18 protein-coding genes are annotated in these 20,418 nt (G+C 69.9%); 9 read left to right on the forward strand and 9 right to left on the reverse strand.

Features of this window, described 5'->3' with window-relative positions; genetic code table 11:
- Window positions 1-69 precede the first annotated feature (69 nt).
- The 4 genes from nrdF to nrdH all read right to left on the reverse strand — a co-directional run bounded on the left by nrdF (window position 70) and on the right by nrdH (window position 4,054).
- A complete protein-coding gene (gene nrdF / locus I8920_RS13110; RefSeq protein ID WP_232832744.1) occupies window positions 70-1,071 on the reverse strand; it encodes a class 1b ribonucleoside-diphosphate reductase subunit beta in 1,002 nt (333 codons plus the stop codon).
- Between the two features lie 97 nt (window positions 1,072-1,168).
- A complete protein-coding gene (nrdE, locus tag I8920_RS13115) occupies window positions 1,169-3,274 on the reverse strand; it encodes a class 1b ribonucleoside-diphosphate reductase subunit alpha (protein WP_198656754.1) in 2,106 nt (701 codons plus the stop codon).
- 17 nt (window positions 3,275-3,291) lie between these two features.
- Complete coding sequence (nrdI, locus tag I8920_RS13120; protein ID WP_132100952.1) at window positions 3,292-3,708, reverse strand: class Ib ribonucleoside-diphosphate reductase assembly flavoprotein NrdI; 417 nt, start codon at window positions 3,706-3,708, stop codon at window positions 3,292-3,294.
- 112 nt (window positions 3,709-3,820) lie between these two features.
- Window positions 3,821-4,054 (reverse strand): glutaredoxin-like protein NrdH, encoded by a 234-nt coding sequence (nrdH, locus tag I8920_RS13125; RefSeq protein ID WP_017886897.1) that lies wholly within the window; start codon window positions 4,052-4,054, stop codon window positions 3,821-3,823.
- 401 nt (window positions 4,055-4,455) lie between these two features.
- Between nrdH and I8920_RS13130 the strand changes: the two genes are divergently transcribed.
- From I8920_RS13130 to I8920_RS13140, 3 genes are all read left to right on the forward strand, one after another.
- Window positions 4,456-5,661 carry an MFS transporter gene (locus tag I8920_RS13130; protein ID WP_198656755.1) on the forward strand — a complete coding sequence of 402 codons (1,206 nt, stop codon included), beginning with the start codon at window positions 4,456-4,458 and terminating at the stop codon, window positions 5,659-5,661.
- 233 nt (window positions 5,662-5,894) lie between these two features.
- Window positions 5,895-6,713: an aldo/keto reductase gene (locus I8920_RS13135; RefSeq protein ID WP_198656756.1), complete on the forward strand. Its 819-nt coding sequence runs from the start codon at window positions 5,895-5,897 to the stop codon at window positions 6,711-6,713.
- A 54-nt stretch (window positions 6,714-6,767) separates the two neighbouring features.
- Window positions 6,768-7,340: a hypothetical protein gene (locus tag I8920_RS13140; RefSeq protein WP_198656757.1), complete on the forward strand. Its 573-nt coding sequence runs from the start codon at window positions 6,768-6,770 to the stop codon at window positions 7,338-7,340.
- Window positions 7,341-7,345: 5 nt separating this feature from the next.
- Here the strand turns inward: I8920_RS13140 and I8920_RS13145 are convergent, their stop codons facing one another.
- Window positions 7,346-7,684 carry a hypothetical protein gene (locus I8920_RS13145; RefSeq protein ID WP_198656758.1) on the reverse strand — a complete coding sequence of 113 codons (339 nt, stop codon included), beginning with the start codon at window positions 7,682-7,684 and terminating at the stop codon, window positions 7,346-7,348.
- A gap of 118 nt (window positions 7,685-7,802) precedes the next feature.
- Between I8920_RS13145 and I8920_RS13150 the strand changes: the two genes are divergently transcribed.
- From I8920_RS13150 to I8920_RS13160, 3 genes are all read left to right on the forward strand, one after another.
- Entirely contained in the window at window positions 7,803-8,627 is an 825-nt protein-coding gene (locus I8920_RS13150; RefSeq protein WP_198656759.1) for a LysM peptidoglycan-binding domain-containing protein, read from the forward strand.
- On the forward strand, window positions 8,627-9,448 hold the full coding sequence (locus tag I8920_RS13155) for a hypothetical protein (protein WP_198656760.1): 822 nt from the start codon (window positions 8,627-8,629) through the stop codon (window positions 9,446-9,448). The genes I8920_RS13150 and I8920_RS13155 overlap by 1 nt, the downstream gene beginning before the upstream one ends.
- An 86-nt stretch (window positions 9,449-9,534) precedes the next feature.
- A complete protein-coding gene (locus I8920_RS13160) occupies window positions 9,535-10,056 on the forward strand; it encodes a ribonuclease H family protein (RefSeq protein WP_198656761.1) in 522 nt (173 codons plus the stop codon).
- A gap of 28 nt (window positions 10,057-10,084) precedes the next feature.
- On the opposite strand, the gene I8920_RS13165 is transcribed toward I8920_RS13160, so the two are convergent.
- Both I8920_RS13165 and I8920_RS13170 read right to left on the reverse strand, forming a co-directional pair.
- Window positions 10,085-10,336, reverse strand: a complete 252-nt coding sequence (locus I8920_RS13165; RefSeq protein ID WP_182064916.1) for a DUF6458 family protein — start codon at window positions 10,334-10,336, stop codon at window positions 10,085-10,087.
- Between the two features lie 138 nt (window positions 10,337-10,474).
- Complete coding sequence (locus tag I8920_RS13170; protein ID WP_198656762.1) at window positions 10,475-13,045, reverse strand: DEAD/DEAH box helicase; 2,571 nt, start codon at window positions 13,043-13,045, stop codon at window positions 10,475-10,477.
- Between the two features lie 122 nt (window positions 13,046-13,167).
- On the opposite strand from I8920_RS13170, the gene I8920_RS13175 reads away from it, so the two are divergent.
- Window positions 13,168-14,181 (forward strand): LLM class flavin-dependent oxidoreductase, encoded by a 1,014-nt coding sequence (locus I8920_RS13175; protein ID WP_198656763.1) that lies wholly within the window; start codon window positions 13,168-13,170, stop codon window positions 14,179-14,181.
- Window positions 14,182-14,617: 436 nt separating this feature from the next.
- Here I8920_RS13175 and I8920_RS13180 read toward each other — a convergent pair whose 3' ends face one another.
- Complete coding sequence (locus I8920_RS13180) at window positions 14,618-17,101, reverse strand: beta-glucosidase (protein WP_198656764.1); 2,484 nt, start codon at window positions 17,099-17,101, stop codon at window positions 14,618-14,620.
- A 145-nt stretch (window positions 17,102-17,246) separates the two neighbouring features.
- On the opposite strand from I8920_RS13180, the gene I8920_RS13185 reads away from it, so the two are divergent.
- Complete coding sequence (locus I8920_RS13185) at window positions 17,247-17,849, forward strand: TetR/AcrR family transcriptional regulator (protein ID WP_198656765.1); 603 nt, start codon at window positions 17,247-17,249, stop codon at window positions 17,847-17,849.
- A gap of 120 nt (window positions 17,850-17,969) precedes the next feature.
- Window positions 17,970-18,833, forward strand: coding sequence for an NAD-dependent epimerase/dehydratase family protein (locus tag I8920_RS13190; protein WP_198656766.1), 864 nt, complete (start codon window positions 17,970-17,972; stop codon window positions 18,831-18,833).
- 3 nt (window positions 18,834-18,836) lie between these two features.
- Here the strand turns inward: I8920_RS13190 and I8920_RS13195 are convergent, their stop codons facing one another.
- Window positions 18,837-20,396, reverse strand: a complete 1,560-nt coding sequence (locus I8920_RS13195; RefSeq protein ID WP_198656767.1) for a DUF7059 domain-containing protein — start codon at window positions 20,394-20,396, stop codon at window positions 18,837-18,839.
- Between the last annotated feature and the right edge of the window lie 22 nt (window positions 20,397-20,418).

Raw genomic sequence — 20,418 nt, forward strand, 5'->3', positions numbered from 1 at the left:
ACGCTGCTTTGGCCAAGAAGCTCGGTTCGAGTCACCGAAGCCAGCGGGGCGCCACGAGTCACACCAGATTCAGAAGTCCCAGTCCTCGTCCTCAGTCTTCTCCGCCTTGCCGATGACGTACGACGAGCCCGACCCCGAGAAGAAGTCGTGGTTCTCGTCCGCGTTCGGCGACAGCGCCGACAGGATCGCCGGGTTCACGTCCGTCGTCTCCTTGGGGAACATCGGCTCGTAGCCCAGGTTCATCAGCGCCTTGTTGGCGTTGTAGTGCAGGAACTTCTTGACGTCCTCGGTCAGCCCGACACCGTCGTACAGGTCCTGCGTGTACTGCACCTCGTTCTCGTAGAGCTCGAACAGCAGGTTGAACGTGTAGTCCTTGATCTCCTGCTTGCGCTCTTCCGAGGCGCCCTCGAGGCCCTTCTGGAACTTGTACCCGATGTAGTACCCGTGCACGGCCTCGTCGCGGATGATCAGGCGGATCAGGTCAGCGGTGTTGGTGAGCTTCGCGCGCGAGGACCAGTACATCGGCAGGTAGAAGCCGGAGTAGAACAGGAACGACTCGAGCAGCGTCGAGGCGACCTTGCGCTTCAGGGGGTCGTCACCGGTGTAGTAGTCGAGGACGATCTGGGCCTTCTTCTGCAGGTTCACGTTTTCGGTGGACCAGCGGAAGGCATCGTCGATCTCGGGCGTCGAGGCCAGCGTCGAGAAGATCGACGAGTAGCTCTTCGCGTGCACCGACTCCATGAACGCGATGTTCGTGTAGACGGCTTCTTCGTGCGGGGTGATCGCATCGGGGATCAGGCTGATCGCGCCGACGGTGCCCTGGATGGTGTCGAGCAGCGTCAGGCCGGTGAAGACCCGCATGGTCAGCTGCTGCTCCTCCGGCGTCAGCGTGTTCCACGACTGCACGTCGTTCGACAGCGGCACCTTCTCGGGCAGCCAGAAGTTGTTGACCAGCCGGTTCCAGACCTCGACATCCTTGTCGTCCTGGATGCGGTTCCAGTTGATGGCACTGACCGCGCTGATCAGCGGGATGGACTTGCCCGTGGCGTGGACCGGGTCGGTGAGGGTCATGGCTTTCTTCCGGGTGGTGGTGGTGGACAGAACGATCGAACGGACTGGAGGCGCGGGGCGGGGCCCGCCCCGCGCCTCCAGGAAGAGAGCAGCAGCTCTACAGCATGCAGCTGACGCAGCCCTCGACCTCGGTGCCCTCGAGGGCGAGCTGGCGCAGACGGATGTAGTAGATCGTCTTGATGCCCTTGCGCCATGCGTAGATCTGCGCCTTGTTGATGTCGCGCGTGGTGGCGGTGTCCTTGAAGAACAGCGTCAGGGACAGGCCCTGGTCCACGTGCTGCGTCGCCGCGGCGTACGTGTCGATGATCTTCTCCGGGCCGATCTCGTACGCGTCCTGGTAGTAGTCCAGGTTGTCGTTCGTCATGAACGGCGCCGGGTAGTAGACGCGGCCGAGCTTGCCTTCCTTGCGGATCTCGATCTTCGACGCGATCGGGTGGATCGACGACGTCGAGTGGTTGATGTACGAGATCGAGCCGGTCGGCGGGACGGCCTGCAGGTTCTGGTTGTAGATGCCGTGCTCCTGGATGGACGCCTTCAGCGCCTTCCAGTCGTCCTGCGTCGGGATCGTGATGTTCGCGTTGTCGAACAGCGAGGCGACGCGCTGGGTGGCCGGCGTCCAGGCCTGGTCGGTGTACTTGTCGAAGAACTCACCCGACGCGTACTTCGAGTCGCGGAAGCCGTCGAAGGTCTCTCCCGTCTCGATCGCGATGTTGTTCGAGGCGCGCAGGGCGTGGAACAGCACCGTGTAGAAGTAGATGTTCGTGAAGTCGATGCCCTCTTCGGAGCCGTAGAAGACACGCTCACGAGCCAGGTAGCCGTGCAGGTTCATCTGGCCGAGGCCGATGGCGTGCGACTTGTCGTTGCCGTCCTCGACGGAACGCACCGAGGTGATGTGCGACATCTGCGAGACCGAGGTCAGGCCGCGGATGGCCGTCTCGATGGTCTTGCCGAAGTCCGGCGAGTCCATGGTCAGCGCGATGTTCAGCGAGCCCAGGTTGCAGGAGATGTCCTTGCCGATCTCCTTGTAGGACAGGTCCTCGTTGAAGGTCGTCGGGGTGTTGACCTGCAGGATCTCCGAGCACAGGTTGGACATGTTGATCCGACCCTTGATCGGGTTGGCCTTGTTCACCGTGTCCTCGAACACGATGTACGGGTAGCCCGACTCGAACTGGATCTCGGCGATGGTCGTGAAGAAGTCACGCGCCTTGATCTTCGTCTTCTTGATGCGCGAGTCGTCGACCATCGCGCGGTAGTTCTCGGAGATCGGGACGTCACCGAAGGGCACGCCGTAGACCTTTTCGACGTCGTACGGCGAGAACAGGTACATGTCCTCGTTGTTCTTCGCGAGCTCGAACGTGATGTCCGGCACGACGACGCCGAGCGACAGCGTCTTGATGCGGATCTTCTCGTCGGCGTTCTCGCGCTTGGTGTCGAGGAACTTCATGATGTCCGGGTGGTGCGCCGACAGGTAGACGGCACCGGCACCCTGACGCGCACCGAGCTGGTTCGCGTACGAGAAGGAGTCTTCCAGCAGCTTCATCACGGGGATGATGCCCGACGACTGGTTCTCGATCTGCTTGATCGGGGCACCGGCCTCGCGGATGTTCGACAGCAGCAGGGCCACGCCGCCGCCGCGCTTCGAGAGCTGCAGCGAGGAGTTGATGCCGCGCGAGATCGACTCCATGTTGTCCTCGATGCGGAGGAGGAAGCAGGAGACGAGCTCGCCGCGCTGGGCCTTCGCCGTGTTGAGGAACGTGGGGGTCGCGGGCTGGAAGCGGCCGGCGATGATCTCTTCGACCAGGTCGATCGCGAGCTGCTCGTTGCCCTGGGCCAGGCCGAGGGCGGTCATGACGACGCGGTCCTCGAAGCGCTCCAGGTACCGCTTGCCGTCGAACGTCTTGAGCGTGTAGCTCGTGTAGTACTTGAACGCACCGAGGAACGTCTGGAACCGGAACTTCTTCGAGTACGCCAGGTCGTTGAGCTGCTGGATGAAGTCCAGCGAGTACATGTCGATCGTCTCGCGCTCGTAGTACTCGTTGTCGACCAGGTAGTCGAGCCGCTCCTTCAGGTTGTGGAAGAAGACGGTGTTCTGGTTGACGTGCTGCAGGAAGAACTGCTTGGCCGCCTCACGATCCTTGTCGAACTGGATGTTCCCGTCCGCGTCGTAGAGGTTGAGCATCGCGTTGAGGGAGTGGTAGTCCATCCCCGTCTGCGGCGACGTCAGATCGACGTCTGCAACTGCTGCGTCCAAAATGCATCCAATCCTGAGTTGACCGCCGACACGTCGTCAGGGGTCCCGAAGAGTTCGAATCGATAGAGAAGGGGGACGTTGCACTTGCGTGCGATGACGTCCCCTGCCAGGCCGTAGGCCTCGCCGAAGTTCGTGTTGCCGCCCACGACCACGCCGCGGATGAGCGAGCGGTTGTGCGCGTCGTTGAGGAACTTGATGACCTGCTTGGGCACGGCCCCCTCGCCGTTGCCGCCACCGTAGGTGGGCAGCACCAGGACGTAGGGCTCGTCGACGTGCAGGAAGGGTTCGCTCGGGTAGAGCGGGATCCGGTCCGCGTCGCGGCCGAGCTTCTCGACGAAGCGTGCGGTGTACCCGGACACGCTCGAGAAGTAGACCAATCGGCTCATGGTGCGCTCCTCTGGAAAGGTGCGGACGGACGGACCGGGGCGACCTGACAGAGGCGGGTCGCGCCTCCAGGCCGGCGGTGGGTGGTGCGGGTCCGACGGGACCCGCACCGACTCACGCGAGTTCGGCGCTGAGCGTCGCGATCTTGTCGGGACGGAAGCCCGACCAGTGGTCGTCGTCGGTCACGACGACGGGGGCCTGCATGTAGCCCAGGCTCTTGACGTGCTCGAGCGCTGCCTCGTCGGTGGAGACGTCGTGCACTTCGTACTCGATGCCCTTGTTGTCGAGGGCCCGGTACGTCGCGGTGCACTGGACGCAGGACGGCTTGGTGTAGACGGTGACGGCCATGTTCTCCCCTGGTTTCTTGCTGGTTGGTGCTGGCTGTGGAGTGGTGCTGGTGCCAGGCGTTGCGGGTGCTGTGCAGCCGGTTCCGGGAGGGGCCGCTGCGATGCCTCCACACTACATCTAGTGGCTGGCCGCGTCAGCGACCACTAGAGGAAGTGTTACAGGCGTGTAGTTCTCCACAAGCCCTTCCACAGTGTGAACAGCTCGGCGAGGCCCGTGATTCCGCCAGTCTCCGGCACACCACCGACACTTCCCCACACCGGTGGACAGGTTCGATCCACATGTGTGGAATCGGCGAGTCGGCGTGTCGCGGAGGCCCTCCACAGGACGCTCCGGATGCCTCCCTGCCCACAGCACCCCCGGACGGGTGACAGCCCGATCCGTCCGGTCCGTACACTCGTCTCGTGAGTACGTACGGCCCCCTCCTGAAGACCCCCGGCGTGGGTCGAGTCATCGCTGCACAGCTCACCGCGCGGTTCCCGTTCGGGATGCTGTCGCTGGCCTACCTGCTGCACGTCGAGCACGTCTTCGACTCGTACGGCGCCGCCGGTCTCGTGCTCGCGACGACGAGCATCGGCCAGGCGATCGCGGGTCCGCTCACCAGCCGGTGGATGGGCAGCTGGGGCATGCGCCCGGTCCTGGTGCTGACGAGCATCGTCGCGCTGCTCAGCATGGCCGTCATCGCCTTCTCCACCATGCCCCTGTGGGCGTACGTGGTGGTCGGGTTCCTGGGCGGCCTGGCGGTGCCACCCGTGCAGCCAGCGGTGCGCACCATCTACCCCAAGATGGTGACGTCGTCGCAGCTCACACCCCTGTTCTCGCTCGACGCCAGCGCGCAGGAGCTCATCTGGGTCGCCGGCCCGGTCATCACCACGTTCGTCGCGACGCAGATCGGCACGGTCGAGGCGATCGTCGTCGCCATGGTCTTCCTGGTGATCGGCGGCGTCTGGTTCATCGCCTCGCCGGAACTCGGCCGCGTCCGCATCCCCCGGTCGAAGCGGGCGTTCGGTGTCGTGCTCAAGCGCCCCTCGGTCGTCGTCGCCACCCTGACCGGCCTGCTGCTCATCGGCGCCTGCTCCGCGGTCGAGGCGAGCGTGACGAGCGTCTTCGGCGAGGGCAGCCCGAACGCCGGCATCGTGCTGGCCGTGTTCGCGGTCGGCTCGCTCGTCGGCGGACTGGCGTTCGGCCACCGGCCGATCTCGCGCAACACGCTCTGGACGCGCATGGCCGTCGTCTTCGTCGGCCTCACGCTGGCCCTCGGCGGCACGGACTTCTGGTGGCTCTGCCTGGCCCTCGTCATCGCGGGTGTGGGCATCGCGCCGGCCCTCGCGGTGATGTTCGGGTCGGTGTCGGCGACGGTCAAGTTCTCCGACACCGCCGAGGCCTACGGCTGGATGGGCACCGGACAGCTGATCGGCGCGGCCGGCGGTTCCGCGGTGGCGGGCTTCCTGATCGACAGCAACGGCCCGGTCGGCGGCTTCACCGTCGGCGCGGTCATGGCCGGCCTCGGTGTGGTGCTCCCCCTGGCGATGCGGAGCTGGCTGCCCGACCTGCGCGGTCGTGACGCGAGCCCCCTGCCCGACACCGAGCCGGTCACCCTCCCCACCTGAGGCACGCCCTCCGGTCCGCGGTGCCGCGCGACGTGTCGGCGTTCCGCCGGGTCGCGCGCGGTCCGACGCGTGGCGCGACGATGTCGACGTCGTACGACACCGACTTCGTCGCGCCGACCGCACAGCCCGTCCCTCCACGGCCCGTCCCTCCACAGCCCGCCATGCGGCTCACGTCCTCCACGGACGGCCTGGAGGCTCGGCGCACCCCCGCCGGGTACCGGCAGGATGGGTGCATGGTCACTCCAGTCTCCCTCCGCGACGGGCGGTCGATCCCCGCGATCGGCTTCGGCGTCTACAAGGTCGACGACGCCGGAGCCGAGACGGCCGTCGGTCTCGCGCTCGACGCCGGCTACCGACACGTCGACACCGCCGAGATGTACGGCAACGAGACCGGCGTCGGCAACGCGATCCGGGCCTCCGCGCTGGACCGTGACGACGTCTTCGTGACGACGAAGGTGTGGAACGACCACCAGGGGCGCGACGCGACCCTGCGCGCGTTCGACGGCAGCCTGCAGCGGTTGGGGCTCGACGCCGTCGACCTCTACCTGATCCACTGGCCGGCGGCGGCGAACGACCGCTACGTCGAGACCTGGCAGACCCTGGTCGAACTGCGCGAGTCGGGGAGGGCACGGAGCATCGGCGTCTCGAACTTCCAGGTGCCGCACCTGCAGCGGCTCATCGACGAGACCGGCGAGGTCCCGGCGCTCAACCAGGTCGAACGGCACCCCTGGCTGCCCCAGCACGAGCTCATCGCCTTCCACCGCGAGCACGGCATCGCGACCGGGGCCTGGTCACCACTCGGACGCGGACGCCTGGTCGACGACCCTGTGCTGACCGGCATCGCGGACGCGCACGGGGTGAGCGTGGCGCAGGTGCTCGTGCGCTGGAACGTGCAACAGGGCGTCGTGGTGCTGCCGAAGTCGGTGACGCCGTCGCGGATCCGGTCCAACCTCGACGTGCAGGGGTTCACGCTCTCCGACGACGACCTGGCGGCGATCGCGACGCTCGAGTCCGGGCAGCGGACGGGCTCGCACCCCGACTCGGTGTCGTAGCGGCGGGGTACGCACCGTCCAGCCGCTCCGGCGACCGGCCCGTACTGTCGAGGGGTGATCGATCCTCAGCAGACCGCCCGTGAGCACCTCCGACCCGACGAGCAGCTGTACTGGGCGGGCACCGGTGATCCCGCGAAGCTCTTCACGGGCCGCGACGGGTTCCTCGTGCCGTTCTCACTGCTCTGGACCGGATTCGTCCTGACCTCGCTGGTCCAGATACCGCTGAGTGGCGCCCCGGTCCCGGTCGTGATCATCCCGCTGGCCCTGTCGCTCGTCGGCCTGCACCTCGTGTTCGGCCGCTTCTTCGTCAAGGTGCACCGCAAGCGCACGACGGTCTACGCCGTGACGTCCCGCCGGGCCGTGATCATCACGCGCCGCGGCTCCCGCGATGTCCCCGTCGAACGCACCGATCGCACGATCACGTGGACCGGGGGCCGGCGCCACTGTTCGGTGGAGTGGAACTCCGGAGAAGCACGCGGTGCGACGGGGTTCCTCGGGGGCGGTGCGACTGGCCGCATCTACGCGAACACCGGGCTCGACGGATTGTTCGGCCAGCAGGTGTTCGCGTTCTGGGACGTCCGCGACGGCGAGGAACTCGTACGAGCCCTCGACCGCGCGGCGCACTAGGCGGGTCAGCCCCGCCGGTCCTCCTCGGACTGCCACGGCAGGTGCAGGTCGCCGGGCGCGGGCTCGACGTCACCCGCGTCGTCCGCGCCACCGGTCCCGGGGGCCGCGATGACCTTCGACGGGTCGATGCCGTCCTCGCGCAGGTCGGCGTCGTCACGCTGCTGCGTCTGGGACGCGTCCGTCTCGCGCTCGCTCGACGGGCTGTACGCGGTGTCGGCGGCACGTTGCTCGCGCTCGCTCACCCCGTCGACGTCGTCGCTGTGTGCGGCGTCGCGGAGTGCGTCGGTGCGCGCGCGGTCGTCAGACGGCTCGGGGCCGCGGACGTCGGGGATGTTGTCGCTCATGGTGTGTCCTCCTGCACCGGACGGTAGTCCTGCGTCCCGGGGAACGAGTCGGACACGGTTGCGTCACGACGCTCGGCGGCGATCGGCACCCCCGCTACGATCGCGGCGAGGGGGAACGATGGCACACACACGCACCGCGACGACTGCGGTGATCGGCTCGGCACTGGTGGGACTGCTGCTGAGCGGCTGCACGGCGTTCGGCGGGGACGACACGATCCCGGCGCCGACGCGACAGTCGAGCCAGCGCACGGCTGAGCCCGCCCCCGCTCCGACCGCCACGACCCGCCCCGTCGCGGTCGAGCAGGCCGTGCCCGCCGGCACGGTCGCCGCCGAGACCGACGTCGTCTCGCCGAGCGGTGACACGTCCCTGCACGTGCGGATCGTGGCGAACGACCGCGGGACCTTCGACGCGCAGCTGTCCGACTACCGCACGACCAACCCGCAGCAGATGAGCGTGGAGTTCCGACACCGGCACGCGAGCCCACTCGACGGCGCCGATGCAGTCGCGCGCGACGTGCGGGAGTGGACCGCCGCGAGTGGCCCGCCGCGGTCCTTCACCATGACCGAGTCCGGTGGGCGCCCGGACTACCTGCGCAGCGTGGTGCTGGTCCCGACCTCCGTGCCCGACGAGGACCCGGCGGAACGCCCGTGGGTCGGCTCCGTCCTGGCCGCCGCGGACCTCGAGTGGAACCTGCCGGACCCGTACCCCGACCTGCGGGTGACCGTCGGCAAGGACCGGCCGGGCGCGTACGGCACGGTCGCCGACGTCGAGGGTCGGCCGGCCGACTACCGGGTGGCGCACGGCGACGAGCTGTCCACCGTCGCCGAGCGCTTCGGCATCACGCAGGAGCAGGTCCTCTGGCTCAACCCGTACGCGGACCCCCGCGACGACGACTGGCTGCTCGAGGGCAGCCTCCTCAATATCGATCCGGCGCGCCGCTGATGCCGGCGAGACGGACCCTGGCATCGGCGGCGATCGGGTCGGCGTTGGTGGGGCTGCTGCTGGCGGGGTGCTCGGTGTCGGGCGACGAGGCCGTCCCGGCCCCGACCCGGCAGACGTCGGTCGACGGCGCCGGACGGACCTCGGGCACGAGCCCGGCGCCCACCGGCGAACAGGCGCAGACGCCGCAGGTCCTGCCCGTCGGCGCGGTCGCCGCGGAGACCGACGTCGTGTCGGCGGACGGCGGCACCCGCATGCACGTCCGGGTCGTCGCGAACCGTCAGGGCACGTTCGACGCCGAACTGTCCGGCTACCGGACCACGACCGACGAGTGGCTCCGCCTCGAGTTCCGCCGCAGCGACGCTGACGGCGGCGGCGACAGCAGCGGCTACGTCGCCGGGGTCGCCCGGTGGGACCCCGCGACCAGCGCACCGGCCTCGGTCGGGCTGTCCGAGGCGGGCCCCACCCCCGATTATTTGCACAGCGTCGCGCTCGTGCCGTCGTCGGACGACGGGGACGCCGGTCTCACCGGCGACGTCCCGGTCCTCGCGGTCGCACCGCTTCGCTGGACGATCCCGGACCCCTACCCTGCGCTGCGTGTCGTCGTGGGCGAGGCTCGACCGGGGGCCCACGGCTGGGTGCACGACCGCGACGGCGTCCCGGTCTCGTACCAGGTCGCGACCGACGATGCGCAGGCGACGGTGGCCGATCGCCTCGGTCTGACGGTGGCGCAGCTCCGATGGCTCAACCCGACGCTGCCGACGGACGCGGGCGCGCAACTCATCACGGACACCGACCTCAACCTGGACCCCGACGAGCGCTGAACCGCAGCGGACGCTGGAGCCGTCGGTGCGGTCCGTTACGGTGGACCAGCACCACCGCGCACCCGGCACCACCAGGAGGTCCCACCGTGACGATCGTCGCCGCAGCAGACGGCTCAGCCCTCGGCAACCCCGGCCCCGCCGGCTGGGCCTGGTACGTCGACGACGACCGCTGGGCCGCTGGCGGTTGGCCCCGCGCGACGAACAACATCGGCGAGCTCACGGCCGTGCTGCAGCTGCTCCGTGCCACGAAGGACTCCGGTGAACCGCTGCACATCCTGTGCGACAGCCAGTACGCCATCAAGGCCTGCACCGAGTGGTTGGCCGGCTGGAAGCGCAAGAACTGGCGCAAGGCCGACGGCAAGCCGGTGCTCAACGTCGAGATCATCAAGGAGCTCGACGCCGAGCTCCAGGGCCGCAAGGTCACGTTCGAGTGGGTGCGCGGCCACGTCGGCCACGAGATGAACGAGGCCGCGGACGTCCGCGCCCGCGGTGCTGCGACCGCATTCCAGAACGGTACCGAGGTTCCGCACGGTCCGGGCTGGCCCGGCGTCGAGGTCCCCGAGCCGCAGGCCCTGCCCGAGGCGACCCCGCCCGCGACGCTCTTCTGACGAACGGGGCGAGGAGCCCCGTCGCGGCTCAGTAGGTGCCGTCGCGGCGGTCCTGCTGGGTGATCTGCTCCCCCGATGCCGGGTCGACGCCGGTGCGGGTGGTCGTCGTGGTGCGTCGACCGCCGAACGCGACGGCCAGGCTGATGATGAGCAGCACGACACCGGCGGCCATCAGGATGTAGCCGATCAGGCGGAGGTCGATGCCGGCGAGCTGGATGTTCAGCGCGAAGGCGACGATCGCGCCGATGACGATCAGGGCGATGCTGGATCCGATGCGCATGACGCAGTCCTCTCGGGTGGGGGTGGTGCCGGAGACGGTACACGTCCGCCGACACCCGCGCCGCAGCGTCCCCGGGCCCAGAGCCGAGGCCCGACGCCCGACCACCGACGACGCCCGACGCCCGACGCCCGACGCCCCTCAGTCCACGTCCACCTCTGCCCAGCCGTCGAACCGCCCGATCTCGGTGACCCGCACGACGGCTTCCCCGACCTCGTCCGACGCGTCGAGGTCGATCGTCGCCGAGAACCCGAAGTCCTTGTCGCCCTCCGGGTCGGCGAAGATCTGCCGGACCTTCCACACCCGGGGTGAGGCGGTGGCACCGGCCTCGTCCACCACCAGGTACTGCATCGAGCGCGCGTCGGCATCGGTGCCGATGGTGTCGTGCTCCTCGTAGTACTCCTCGAGCACGGCGTCCCACGCGGACCGGTCGAACCCGGCGGTCGCGTCGAGCTCCCCGAGTCCGTCGATGTCGTCGGCGGCGGCGAGCAGCACCCGCTGGAACAGGGCGTTGCGCACGAGCACCCGGAAGGCCCGCGGGTTGCCGGTGAGCCGGGCGGGCTGCGGCGGGGCGATCTCCTCGTGCTCCTCGGACGCCAGCAGCACGTCACCGTTGAGCAGCGCCTCCCACTCGTCGACGAGCGACGAGTCCGTCTGCCGCACGACCTCGCCGAGCCACTCGATCAGGTCGTCGAGCTCCTGGGTCCGCTGCTCCTCGGTGATGGTCTGCCGCATGGTGCGGTAGGCGTCCGACAGGTACCGCAGGACGAGCCCCTCGGACCGGGTGAGCTGGTAGAAGCGCACGAAGTCGCCGAAGGTCATCGCCCGTTCGTACATGTCGCGCACGACGGCCTTGGGCGAGAGCGTGAAGTCGAGGACCCACGGCTGTTCCGCCGCGTAGGCCTCGTACGCCGCCTCCAGCAGCTCGGACAGCGGGCGCGGCCAGGTGACCTCCTCGAGCAGCTCCATCCGCTCCTCGTACTCGATGCCCTCCTGCTTCATGCGGGCGACCGCCTCGCCGCGCTCCTTGAACTGCTGCTGCGACAGGATCGCCCGCGGGTCGTCGAGCGTGGCCTCGACGACGGACACCATGTCCAGCGCGTAGGTGGGAGACGACGGGTCGAGCAGCTCGAACGCGGCGAGCGCGAAGGGTGACAGCGGCTGGTTGAGCGCGAAGTTCGGCGCGACGTCGACCGTCAGGCGGTAGGCGCCGTCGACCTTCTCGATCACCCGCGCGTTGATGAGCGTCCGGGCGATGACGAGCGCGCGCCGGGCCATGGCGAGCTGACGAGACCGGGGCTCGTGGTTGTCGAACACCAGTGCCCGGACGTCCTCGAACGCGTCACCACCGCGGGCCACCACCGACAGCACCATCGCGTGCGTGATGCGCATGCGCGACACCATCGGCTCGGGCTCGGCGGCGATCAGGCGCTCGAACGACGCCTGACCCCAGGACACGAAGCCCTCCGGTGCCTTCTTCCGCTTGATCTTGTTCTTCTTCTTCGGGTCGTCCCCGGCCTTGGCGACGGCCCGCGCGTTCTCGATGTCGTGCTCGGGTGCCTCGGCGACGACGTCACCCTCGGTGTCGTACCCGGCGCGTCCGGCACGACCGGCGATCTGGTGGAACTCACGGGCGGACAGCTGCCGCATCTTCGTGCCGTCGAACTTCGTCAGCCCGGTGAACAGCACCGACCGGATCGGCACGTTGATGCCGACGCCCAGGGTGTCGGTGCCGCAGATCACGGGCAGCAGACCGCGCTGGGCGAGCTGCTCGACGAGCCGTCGGTACTTCGGCAGCATGCCGGCGTGGTGTACGCCGATGCCGGCGCGGATGAGTCGTGACAGCGTCTGCCCGAACCCGGCGCTGAAGCGGAAGCCCGCGATCGCTTCCGCGATCTGGTCCCGACGCGCGCGATCAGCGACGCGAGCCGACATCAGAGACTGCGCACGCTCCAGGGCCGCGGCCTGGGCGAAGTGCACGATGTAGATCGGCGCCTTGCCCTCCTCGAGCAGCCGTTCGACGGCCTCCTGCACGGGCGTCATCACGTAGTCGTACTCGAGCGGCACCGGTCGCGAGACCCCGGTGACGCGGGCGGTCGGTCGCCCGGTCCGGCGGGACAGGTCGTCGGCGATGGTGGTGACGTCGCCCAGGGTCGCGGACATCAGCAGGAACTGCGCGCGTTCGAGCACGAGCAGCGGCACCTGCCACGCCCATCCGCGGTCGGGGTCTCCGTAGAAGTGGAACTCGTCCATCACCACGACGTCGACGTCGGCGTCCGGCCCCTGGCGGAGGGCCAGGTTGGCCAGGATCTCGGCGGTGCAGCAGACGATCGGGGCGTCGGCGTTCACGCTCGAGTCACCGGTGACCATGCCGACGTTCTGCGCGCCGAACAGGTCGACGAGCTGGAAGAACTTCTCGGACACCAGCGCCTTGATCGGCGCCGTGTAGTAGCTCCGCTTACCCTCGGCGAGTGCGGCGAAGTGCGCGCCGGCCGCCACGAGCGACTTCCCGGTGCCGGTCGGGGTGCTCAGCACGACGTTGGCGCCGGACACGAGTTCGATGACCGCTTCGTCCTGCGCCGGGTACAGCGGCCGGCCGCCCTCGGCGGCCCAGGCCGCGAAGGACTCGTAGACCTCGTCGGGGTCGACGACGCCGTCCACCGCCGCCGGGATCGCGGCGACGAGCGGGGGCACGGTGGTGGCGTCGGTCATGTGCCCATCCTCCCAGGTGCGCACGTGTCGGAGGGGAGGCCCGGGGCGGCGTCGCCACGGGCCTCCCGTCCGCCACGTCACGGACCCGAGCGCGTTTCGATACGTGCGCATAGACTCGCGTCATGCGCGAACTCGGCTTCCTCTCCTTCGTCCCGAACCACGGTGGCACCGCCGGCGCCGCCGGCGCCCTGGAGGACGGGCTGCGCCTGTTCGAGACCGCCGAGTCGCTCGGCTACGGCACGGGGTGGGTGCGCGGACGGCACTTCGAGCCGTACCTGACGAGCCCGATGACGTTCTTCGCGGCCGCCGCCCAGCGCACGAGCACGATCGGGTTCGGCACCGCGGTGCTCGGCATGCGGTACGAGGACCCGGTGCGCCTGGCCGAGGACGCCAGCACGGCCGACCTGCTCAGCGGCGGTCGGGTGCAGCTCGGCGTCAGCACGGGCATCGCCGGGTACGGCCCCATCCTCGACCCGGTGTTCGGCACCGTCGACCGCAGCTTCCGCGACGAGGCCGAGGCCCGCGCCGCCCGTCTGCTCGAGGTCCTGCAGGGCGACCCCCTCGGCAGTGCCGGCTCGGGCTACGAGAGCATCCCCGCCGGTGCCGACCTGACCCTGCAGCCGCTCAGCCCGGGCCTGCGCGACCGCGTCTGGTGGGGCGGCGGCAGCATGGGCACGGCGGTCCGCACGGCCGAGAAGGGCCTGCTGCTGCACTGCTCGACCCTGAACACCGAGGACACCGGAGCCCCGTTCGCCCAGGCACAGGCCGACCAGATCGCCGCGTACCGGGAGCGCTTCGCCGAGCTCCACCCGCAGCGCGAGTCCAAGGTCGCCGTCGGCCGGATCGTCGTCCCGCTGCTCGACGACCACGACCGTGCGGTGCACGAGGAGTTCCTGACCGGGTACGCGTCCGGCATGGACGACGAGGGGCGCCCGCTGTCCGGCACGCCGCCGTTCCGGTTCAGCAAGGTGGTGTCCGGCGAGCCGGCGGCGATCGTCGACGCCCTGCTCGCCGACCCGGCGGTGACCGCGACCGATGAACTCGTCATCACCCTGCCGGCGAACGGCGACCGGGCGGCACACGAGCGGATCCTGCGCATCGTCGCCGAAGCGGTCGCGCCGGCGCTGCAGGCCTGACCCTCCGCGGACACGGGGCACCCGGCAGGACCGTGCCGAGCTGGTGAGGCTCACGAGTCCTGCCGGGTGACCATCTCGTCCCTGATCCGCACGAGATGGTCCGCCCATCGTTCCACCTCGACGACGTTTTGTCACAGGCAGCCGCGCGTTCGGGACGAACAACATGATCAAAGGTCACGCGTTCCGTCCACCGTGGAGAAAGTCACTCCCGATGCTCCGGCGATCGGGGGCGGAACGACGAATGCGCCCCCGCGCGGACGCGGGGACGCATTCTGGACGCACCGGGGTAGCCGGGGCAACAACGGCCGGATCAGGAGACCGAGTCGCTCACCCGGCGACCCCATGGTCGGTGCGGGCGCCGTCGGTAACCAGCCGACTGGCGCAGGACGATGTTACTGAATGAAACCGAGCGTTGCGCGGAAACCGGACGAACCCGTCACTCCAGTTCGAGGGTCGTCGTGCCGGCCTCGTCGGCGACCGACGCGCCGACGTGCAGCGTGAAGGTGCCGGGCTCGTACCGCCACGAGCCGTCCCAGTGCGCGAACGCCCGGGCCGGGACCTCGATCGACACCTCGGTCGACTCCCCCGCGGCCAGGCGCACCGGGGCGAACCCGACGAGCCAGCGGACCGGACGGTCCACGGCCGACTCCGCGCGCGAGGCGTAGACCTGCACGACGTGCTTGCCGGCCCGGTCCCCGGTGTTCGCGACGGTCGCGGTGACGATGACGGCATCACCCTCGCGCACCGTCGGCGTCGCGGTGACGCCCTCGATCGACCAGGTCGTGTAGCCGAGGCCGTGCCCGAACGGGTACGCCGGCTCGGTCCCGGCGCGGAGCCACGCCCGGTACCCGATGTGCACACCCTCGTCGTACGACACCTTGCCGTCCGCGGGGGTGACGTCGAGCACGGGGACGTCGGCCATCGCGACCGGCCACGTGGTCGGCAGGCGCCCACCCGGCTCGCGCGCTCCGGTGAGCACGTCGGCGACGGCGTTGCCGTACTCCTGGCCGCCGAACCACGTGAGGAGCACCGCGGCGACGTCGTTCCGCCACGGCATCTCCACCGGCGATCCGGCGTTGACGACCACGACCGTGTTCGGGTTGGCGGCGGCGACGGCGCGGACCAGGTCGTCCTGGTGGCCGGGCAGCGCGAGCGAGGACCGGTCGTAGCCCTCGGACTCCACCTTGCTGTTCGTGCCGACGACCACCACGGCGACGTCCGCGCCGGTGGCGGTGCGGACGGCCTCCTCGATGAGGACCGCCGGGTCCTCGTCGCTCGGCTCCGTGCCGAACTGGTAGGCCAGCACGCCGCCGAGTGCCTCGTCCTGGACGACGTCGTACTCGATCCGGACGGCGACCTGCTGACCGGCCTCCACGGACACCGGCACCGAGCGCGCCGGCGGGTTGAGGAACGCGGCGCCGAGCTGGTCGCCCTCGTACGGCACGTCCTCGTCGAGGACGAGCTCGTCGTCGATCCACATGCGCGAGCGGCCGGCGGCACCGATGCCGATCCGGACGGTGCCGGTCGACTCCGCCGTGTAGGTCGTCGTGATGTCGAGCCGGTCGGCCTCGCGGGTCGGGGCGTCGCCGCCGAACCAGAACAGCGCGGTGGCACGACGGTCCTCGACGTACAGCTCCTCGCCGCCCTTGACGAACGCCACCCGGGCGCCGGGCTCCCCCGTCACCGGGTTCGTGATCGTCGACAGCGGGAACTCGGCGATGCCCTCCTGCACGACCGCGCCGATCGCGTACTCGACGGTCGCGTCGGGGAACGCCGAACGGATGCCGTCGAGCGGCGCCACCACGTGCGACGGCACGACGGTGGCCGAACCGCCGCCCTGCGAACGCGCCTGGTCGGCGTTGTGGCCGATGACCGCGATGCGCGCGACCCCGGGGGCCTCGAGCGGCAGGACACCGGTGTTGCGCACGAGCACGACACCCTCGGCCTCGGCCTCGCGGACGAAGGCCACGCCGTCCTCGACGTGCACGGGCTGCGCGGCGACGGGCTCGAAGCCCTCGAGCGCACCCACCCGGGCGGCGAGCGTCAGGATCCGGCGCACCTTCCGGTCGATCGCGTCCATCGGCACGTCGCCGGCCTGCACGGCGGCGAGCAGCGGGCCCTCACTCCACCACGGGTTCGGTCCGGGCATCGCGACGTCCTGCGACGCCTTCGCCGAGTCCACCGAGCGCACGCCCGTCCAGTCCGACACGACGATCCCGTCGAAGCCCCACTCCGAGCTGAGCGGGGTCTCGAGCAGGTCGTGCTCGGACGCCGTCACGCCGTTGATCGCGTTGTAGGACGACATGATCGCCCAGGCGTGCGCCTCGGTCACGGCCTTCTCGAACGCGAGCAGGTACAGCTCACGCAGTGCCCGGTCGGACACCTCGGTCGACGCGGTGAAGCGGTCGGTCTCGTAGTCGTTCGCGATGTAGTGCTTCGGCGTCGCGGCGACACCGTTCTCCTGCACACCCTCGACGTACGACGCAGCGAGGTCGCCCGTGAGCACGGGGTCCTCGCTGAACGCCTCGAAGTGCCGACCGCCCAGCGGCGAGCGGTGCAGGTTGATGGTCGGGCCGAGCACGACGTCGACGCCCTTCCGACGGGCCTCCACCGCGGCGGCGGCGCCGTAGCGCTTCGCGATCGCACGGTCCCACGATGCCGACAGAGCGGTGGCGGACGGCAGGTTCAGCGACGGGTCGCGCTCGTCCCACACCTCGCCGCGGACGCCGGAGGGGCCGTCGGACATCAGGATGCGACGCAGCCCGATCTTCTCGATCGGCCAGGTCGTCCAGAAGTCACGTCCGGTCAGCAACTGGACCTTCTCGTCGGTGGTCAGCTGGTCCAGCAGCGCGTCGATGCGCTCGGTCAGCGGCGTCGTCGCCGCACTGGAGGCAGTGCTCGCGTCGTTCACGGTGGTCACGTGGTCGGTCCTCTCGTCCAGAGCCGAAGCCGGGTCGCCGACGCACCGTGCGCATGCGCCCTCGTCGGCGACGTCCTCACGGTAACACTGAAAACCTAACCCGGGTCGGTTTCTCCCAGCACATCGGGAGCGGTACTCTCTCGCCATGACACGACGGGGTTCGTACGCGAAGGGCATCGCGAAGCGTGGGGAGATCCTCACGGTCGCCCTCGACCTCGTCGCCGCACGGGGCTTCCGGCGCACGAGCATCAAGGACATCGCCGACGCCGTCGGGCTCACCCAGGCCGGCCTGCTGCACTACTTCGACTCCAAGGACGACCTCTGGGTCGAGATCCTCCGCCGCCGCGACGAGGTCGACCTCGCCCACGACTGGGGGATCTCGGCGGCCGACCCCGGCGCGTTCCTGGCCGCCATCGTCCGGCACAACACCGAGGTCCCCGGCCTGGTGCAGATGTTCGTGAACCTGTCGGCCGCCGCCGCGACGGACCCCGAGCACCCCGCGCACGAGTACTTCCGCGAGCGCTACGAACGCAGCCGTGGGGACTTCACGCGGGACTTCCGGGTCATGCAGCAGGACGGTCGTCTGCGTCCCGACGTCGATCCGGAGCAGCTGGCGAGCGTGCTCCTGGCGATCTCCGACGGCATGCAGATCCAGTGGCTGTACGACACGTCGCGCGACATGGCCGAGCACGTCGAGCTCGTCGCCCGGCTCGCCATCGCCCAGGCAGCCCCGACCCCCATCGCCTGAACCCCACCGCCGGGGGCTGCCGCCGCGGGGTACGGACAGGGCCTGGTCGGGTCAGGCCGACCGGGGCAGGATGGTCGGTGCCCGCCAGGGTGTGTTCCGACGACGATGTGGAGTGACGCGATGACGCGTGTAGTGGTGACCGGTGGCAGCGGCAAGCTCGGACGAGCGGTGGTGCGCGACCTCGATGCCCACGGGTACGACGTGGTCCTGCTCGACCGGGTCCCCTCGCCCGACAAGCCCGAGCGGGTGCCCTTCGTCCGGATCGACCTGACCGACCACGGCCAGGTCCTCAACGCCCTGCTCGGCATCGACGACCGGTACGACTCCGTCGACGCGGTCGTGCACCTGGCCGCGGTGCCGGCTCCCGGGCAGGTCCCCGACGTCGCGCTCATCACGAACAACGTGACCTCGTCGATCAACGTCTTCCACGCGGCGCGCGCCGCGAAGATCAAGAACGTCGTGTGGGCGTCGAGCGAGACGCTGCTCGGCATCCCGATGGGCGAGCACCACCCGCCGTACCTGCCGGTGGACGAGGAGTTCGCCGTCCGCCCGCAGTCGTCGTACTCGCTCGGCAAGGCCGTCGAAGAAGAGATGGCCCGGCACTTCACGCGCTGGGACCCGGAGCTGAAGATGATCGGCCTGCGGTTCTCGAACGTCATGGACGAGACCGACTACCCCGCGTTCCCGTGGGACGCCACTCCGGAGGCGAAGACCTTCAACCTGTGGTCGTACATCGACTCCCGCGACGGCGCCCAGGCGGTCCGCAAGTCGCTCGAGGCCGACCTGACCGGCTTCGAGGCGTTCGTCATCGCGAGCCCCGACACCGTGATGGACACCCCGACCATCGAGCTCGTCGAGCGCTACGTGCCGGACATCGAGCGTCGTGCGGACATCGACGGCGTCAGCTCGCTGCTGTCGTCGGAGAAGGCCCGTGAGCTCCTCGGGTACGCCCCCGAGCACAGCTGGCGCGACCACCGCGCCTGAGCGTCAGCTCGTCGGCAGCAGCATCCCGTCGAGCACCAGGTCGCGCGCCGCCGGCAGCAGGTCGGCGGCGAGCGCCTGCTCGTCCACTCCGGTGATCTGGGCCAGGGCGCCGATGATCGCCGCGACGGACAGGTCGCCGTCGCACGCACCGACGAATGCCGCGAGCGCGGTGTCGGCGTCCACCCGGCGTCCGAGCCCGCCGCCCTGCACCAGGGTCATCACCGTGGGGTCGTCGTTGCCGGGCCAGTAGTACCGCTCCTCGGTGACGTCGCCGGCCACCGACAGGTGGGCGGCGGCGAGCGCGGCGTCGTCGTGCGCTGCCAGCCAGGCGGCGGCGTCGAGGACGCGAGCGACCGTCGCGCCGAGCCCCGCGGGGTTGGAGCCGAGCGTCTCGGGGACGCGCTCGAAGCGCCGGAGGGCGGACGGGCCTCCCCCCAGGGGGCGACGCACCACGACGTAGCCGAAGCCGACCCCGGTGACGCGGCGGTCCGCGAAGTCGTCGAGCCAGGCGCCCATCAGGGCGTCGTACTCGGCCGAGCCGGGCTTCGTCCCGCCGTCGCGGATCCAGGTCTCGGCGTAGGACGTCGGGTCCTGCCGCTCGCGCTCGATCACCCACGCGTCGAGGTCGGTGTCCGCGAACCACGAGCGCACGCGGTCCAGCCCGTCCACGCCCCAGTGGTACTCCCAGTTGCCGAGGAGCTGTGCCGTCCCGCCGGGCTCCAGGTGCTCGGACAGGCCGCGCAGCACGGTCTCGACCAAGGCGTCGCCGACCATGCCGCCGTCGCGGTACTCGTACGAGGGGACGCCCTCGCGGCGGGGCGTGATGACGAACGGCGGGTTCGAGACGATCCGGTCGAACCGCTCCCCCGTGACGGGCTCGAACAGCGAGCCGAACCGGAAGTCGATGCCGTCGATGCCGTTGAGCTGGGCGTTGAACCGGGCGATGTCGAGGGCACGGCGGGAGATGTCCGTGGCGACCACCTGCTCGGCGAAGCGGCGGGCGTGCATGGCCTGGATGCCGCACCCGGTGCCGAGATCGAGCACGCGCCGGACGGGCACGGGCACCTGCAGGCCGCTCAGCGTGGTGGTCGCACCGCCGATGCCGAGGACGTGCTCCTCGCTGATCGCGTGGCCGAGGGCGAGTTCGCCGAGGTCGGACACGATCCACCAGCTGCCGGCGCCGAGGTCGTCGACGAAGGCGTAGGGGCGCAGGTCGACGGTCGGGTGGACGCGGTCGTCCCCGCCGGCACCGTCGGTCCGCAGCAGACCCGCGGCCACCACGGCGTCGAGACCCGCGGACGGGAACGCCGCTGCCGCCTCGACCCGTGCGACGGGCAGGCCCAGCACGAACAGCGTCGCCAGTGTGCCGAGCGGAGAGGACTCCCGAGCGGCGAGGGCGCGGAGTGCGGCGACGCGCGAGCCACGGTGCAGCGACGCCGCGGCCTCGGTGCCCCACAGGGCGTCGAGCCGGTCGACGGCGAACCCGGCGGCAGCGAGGTCCGCGGCGAGCGCCGTCGTCACCGCGGGGTCGGCGACGATCGCGGGCAAGGTGTGCTCGGGCATGGACGGGACGCTACCAGTGCCG

Origin of the sequence: Curtobacterium sp. YC1 (assembly GCF_016267665.1) — a bacterium.
Taxonomy (GTDB): Bacteria; Actinomycetota; Actinomycetes; order Actinomycetales; family Microbacteriaceae; genus Curtobacterium.

Bases quoted from the DNA above. Each gene is read 5' to 3' on its own strand.
- nrdF (WP_232832744.1), bottom strand. From the start codon at position 1,071: ATGACCCTCACCGACCCGGTCCACGCCACGGGCAAGTCCATCCCGCTG.
- nrdE (WP_198656754.1), bottom strand. From the start codon at position 3,274: ATGGACTACCACTCCCTCAACGCGATGCTCAACCTCTACGACGCGGAC.
- nrdI (WP_132100952.1), bottom strand. From the start codon at position 3,708: ATGAGCCGATTGGTCTACTTCTCGAGCGTGTCCGGGTACACCGCACGC.
- nrdH (WP_017886897.1), bottom strand. From the start codon at position 4,054: ATGGCCGTCACCGTCTACACCAAGCCGTCCTGCGTCCAGTGCACCGCG.
- I8920_RS13135 (WP_198656756.1), top strand. From the start codon at position 5,895: ATGGTCACTCCAGTCTCCCTCCGCGACGGGCGGTCGATCCCCGCGATC.
- I8920_RS13145 (WP_198656758.1), bottom strand. From the start codon at position 7,684: ATGAGCGACAACATCCCCGACGTCCGCGGCCCCGAGCCGTCTGACGAC.
- I8920_RS13150 (WP_198656759.1), top strand. From the start codon at position 7,803: ATGGCACACACACGCACCGCGACGACTGCGGTGATCGGCTCGGCACTG.
- I8920_RS13155 (WP_198656760.1), top strand. From the start codon at position 8,627: ATGCCGGCGAGACGGACCCTGGCATCGGCGGCGATCGGGTCGGCGTTG.
- I8920_RS13165 (WP_182064916.1), bottom strand. From the start codon at position 10,336: ATGCGCATCGGATCCAGCATCGCCCTGATCGTCATCGGCGCGATCGTC.
- I8920_RS13170 (WP_198656762.1), bottom strand. From the start codon at position 13,045: ATGACCGACGCCACCACCGTGCCCCCGCTCGTCGCCGCGATCCCGGCG.
- I8920_RS13175 (WP_198656763.1), top strand. From the start codon at position 13,168: ATGCGCGAACTCGGCTTCCTCTCCTTCGTCCCGAACCACGGTGGCACC.
- I8920_RS13185 (WP_198656765.1), top strand. From the start codon at position 17,247: ATGACACGACGGGGTTCGTACGCGAAGGGCATCGCGAAGCGTGGGGAG.
- I8920_RS13190 (WP_198656766.1), top strand. From the start codon at position 17,970: ATGACGCGTGTAGTGGTGACCGGTGGCAGCGGCAAGCTCGGACGAGCG.
- I8920_RS13195 (WP_198656767.1), bottom strand. From the start codon at position 20,396: ATGCCCGAGCACACCTTGCCCGCGATCGTCGCCGACCCCGCGGTGACG.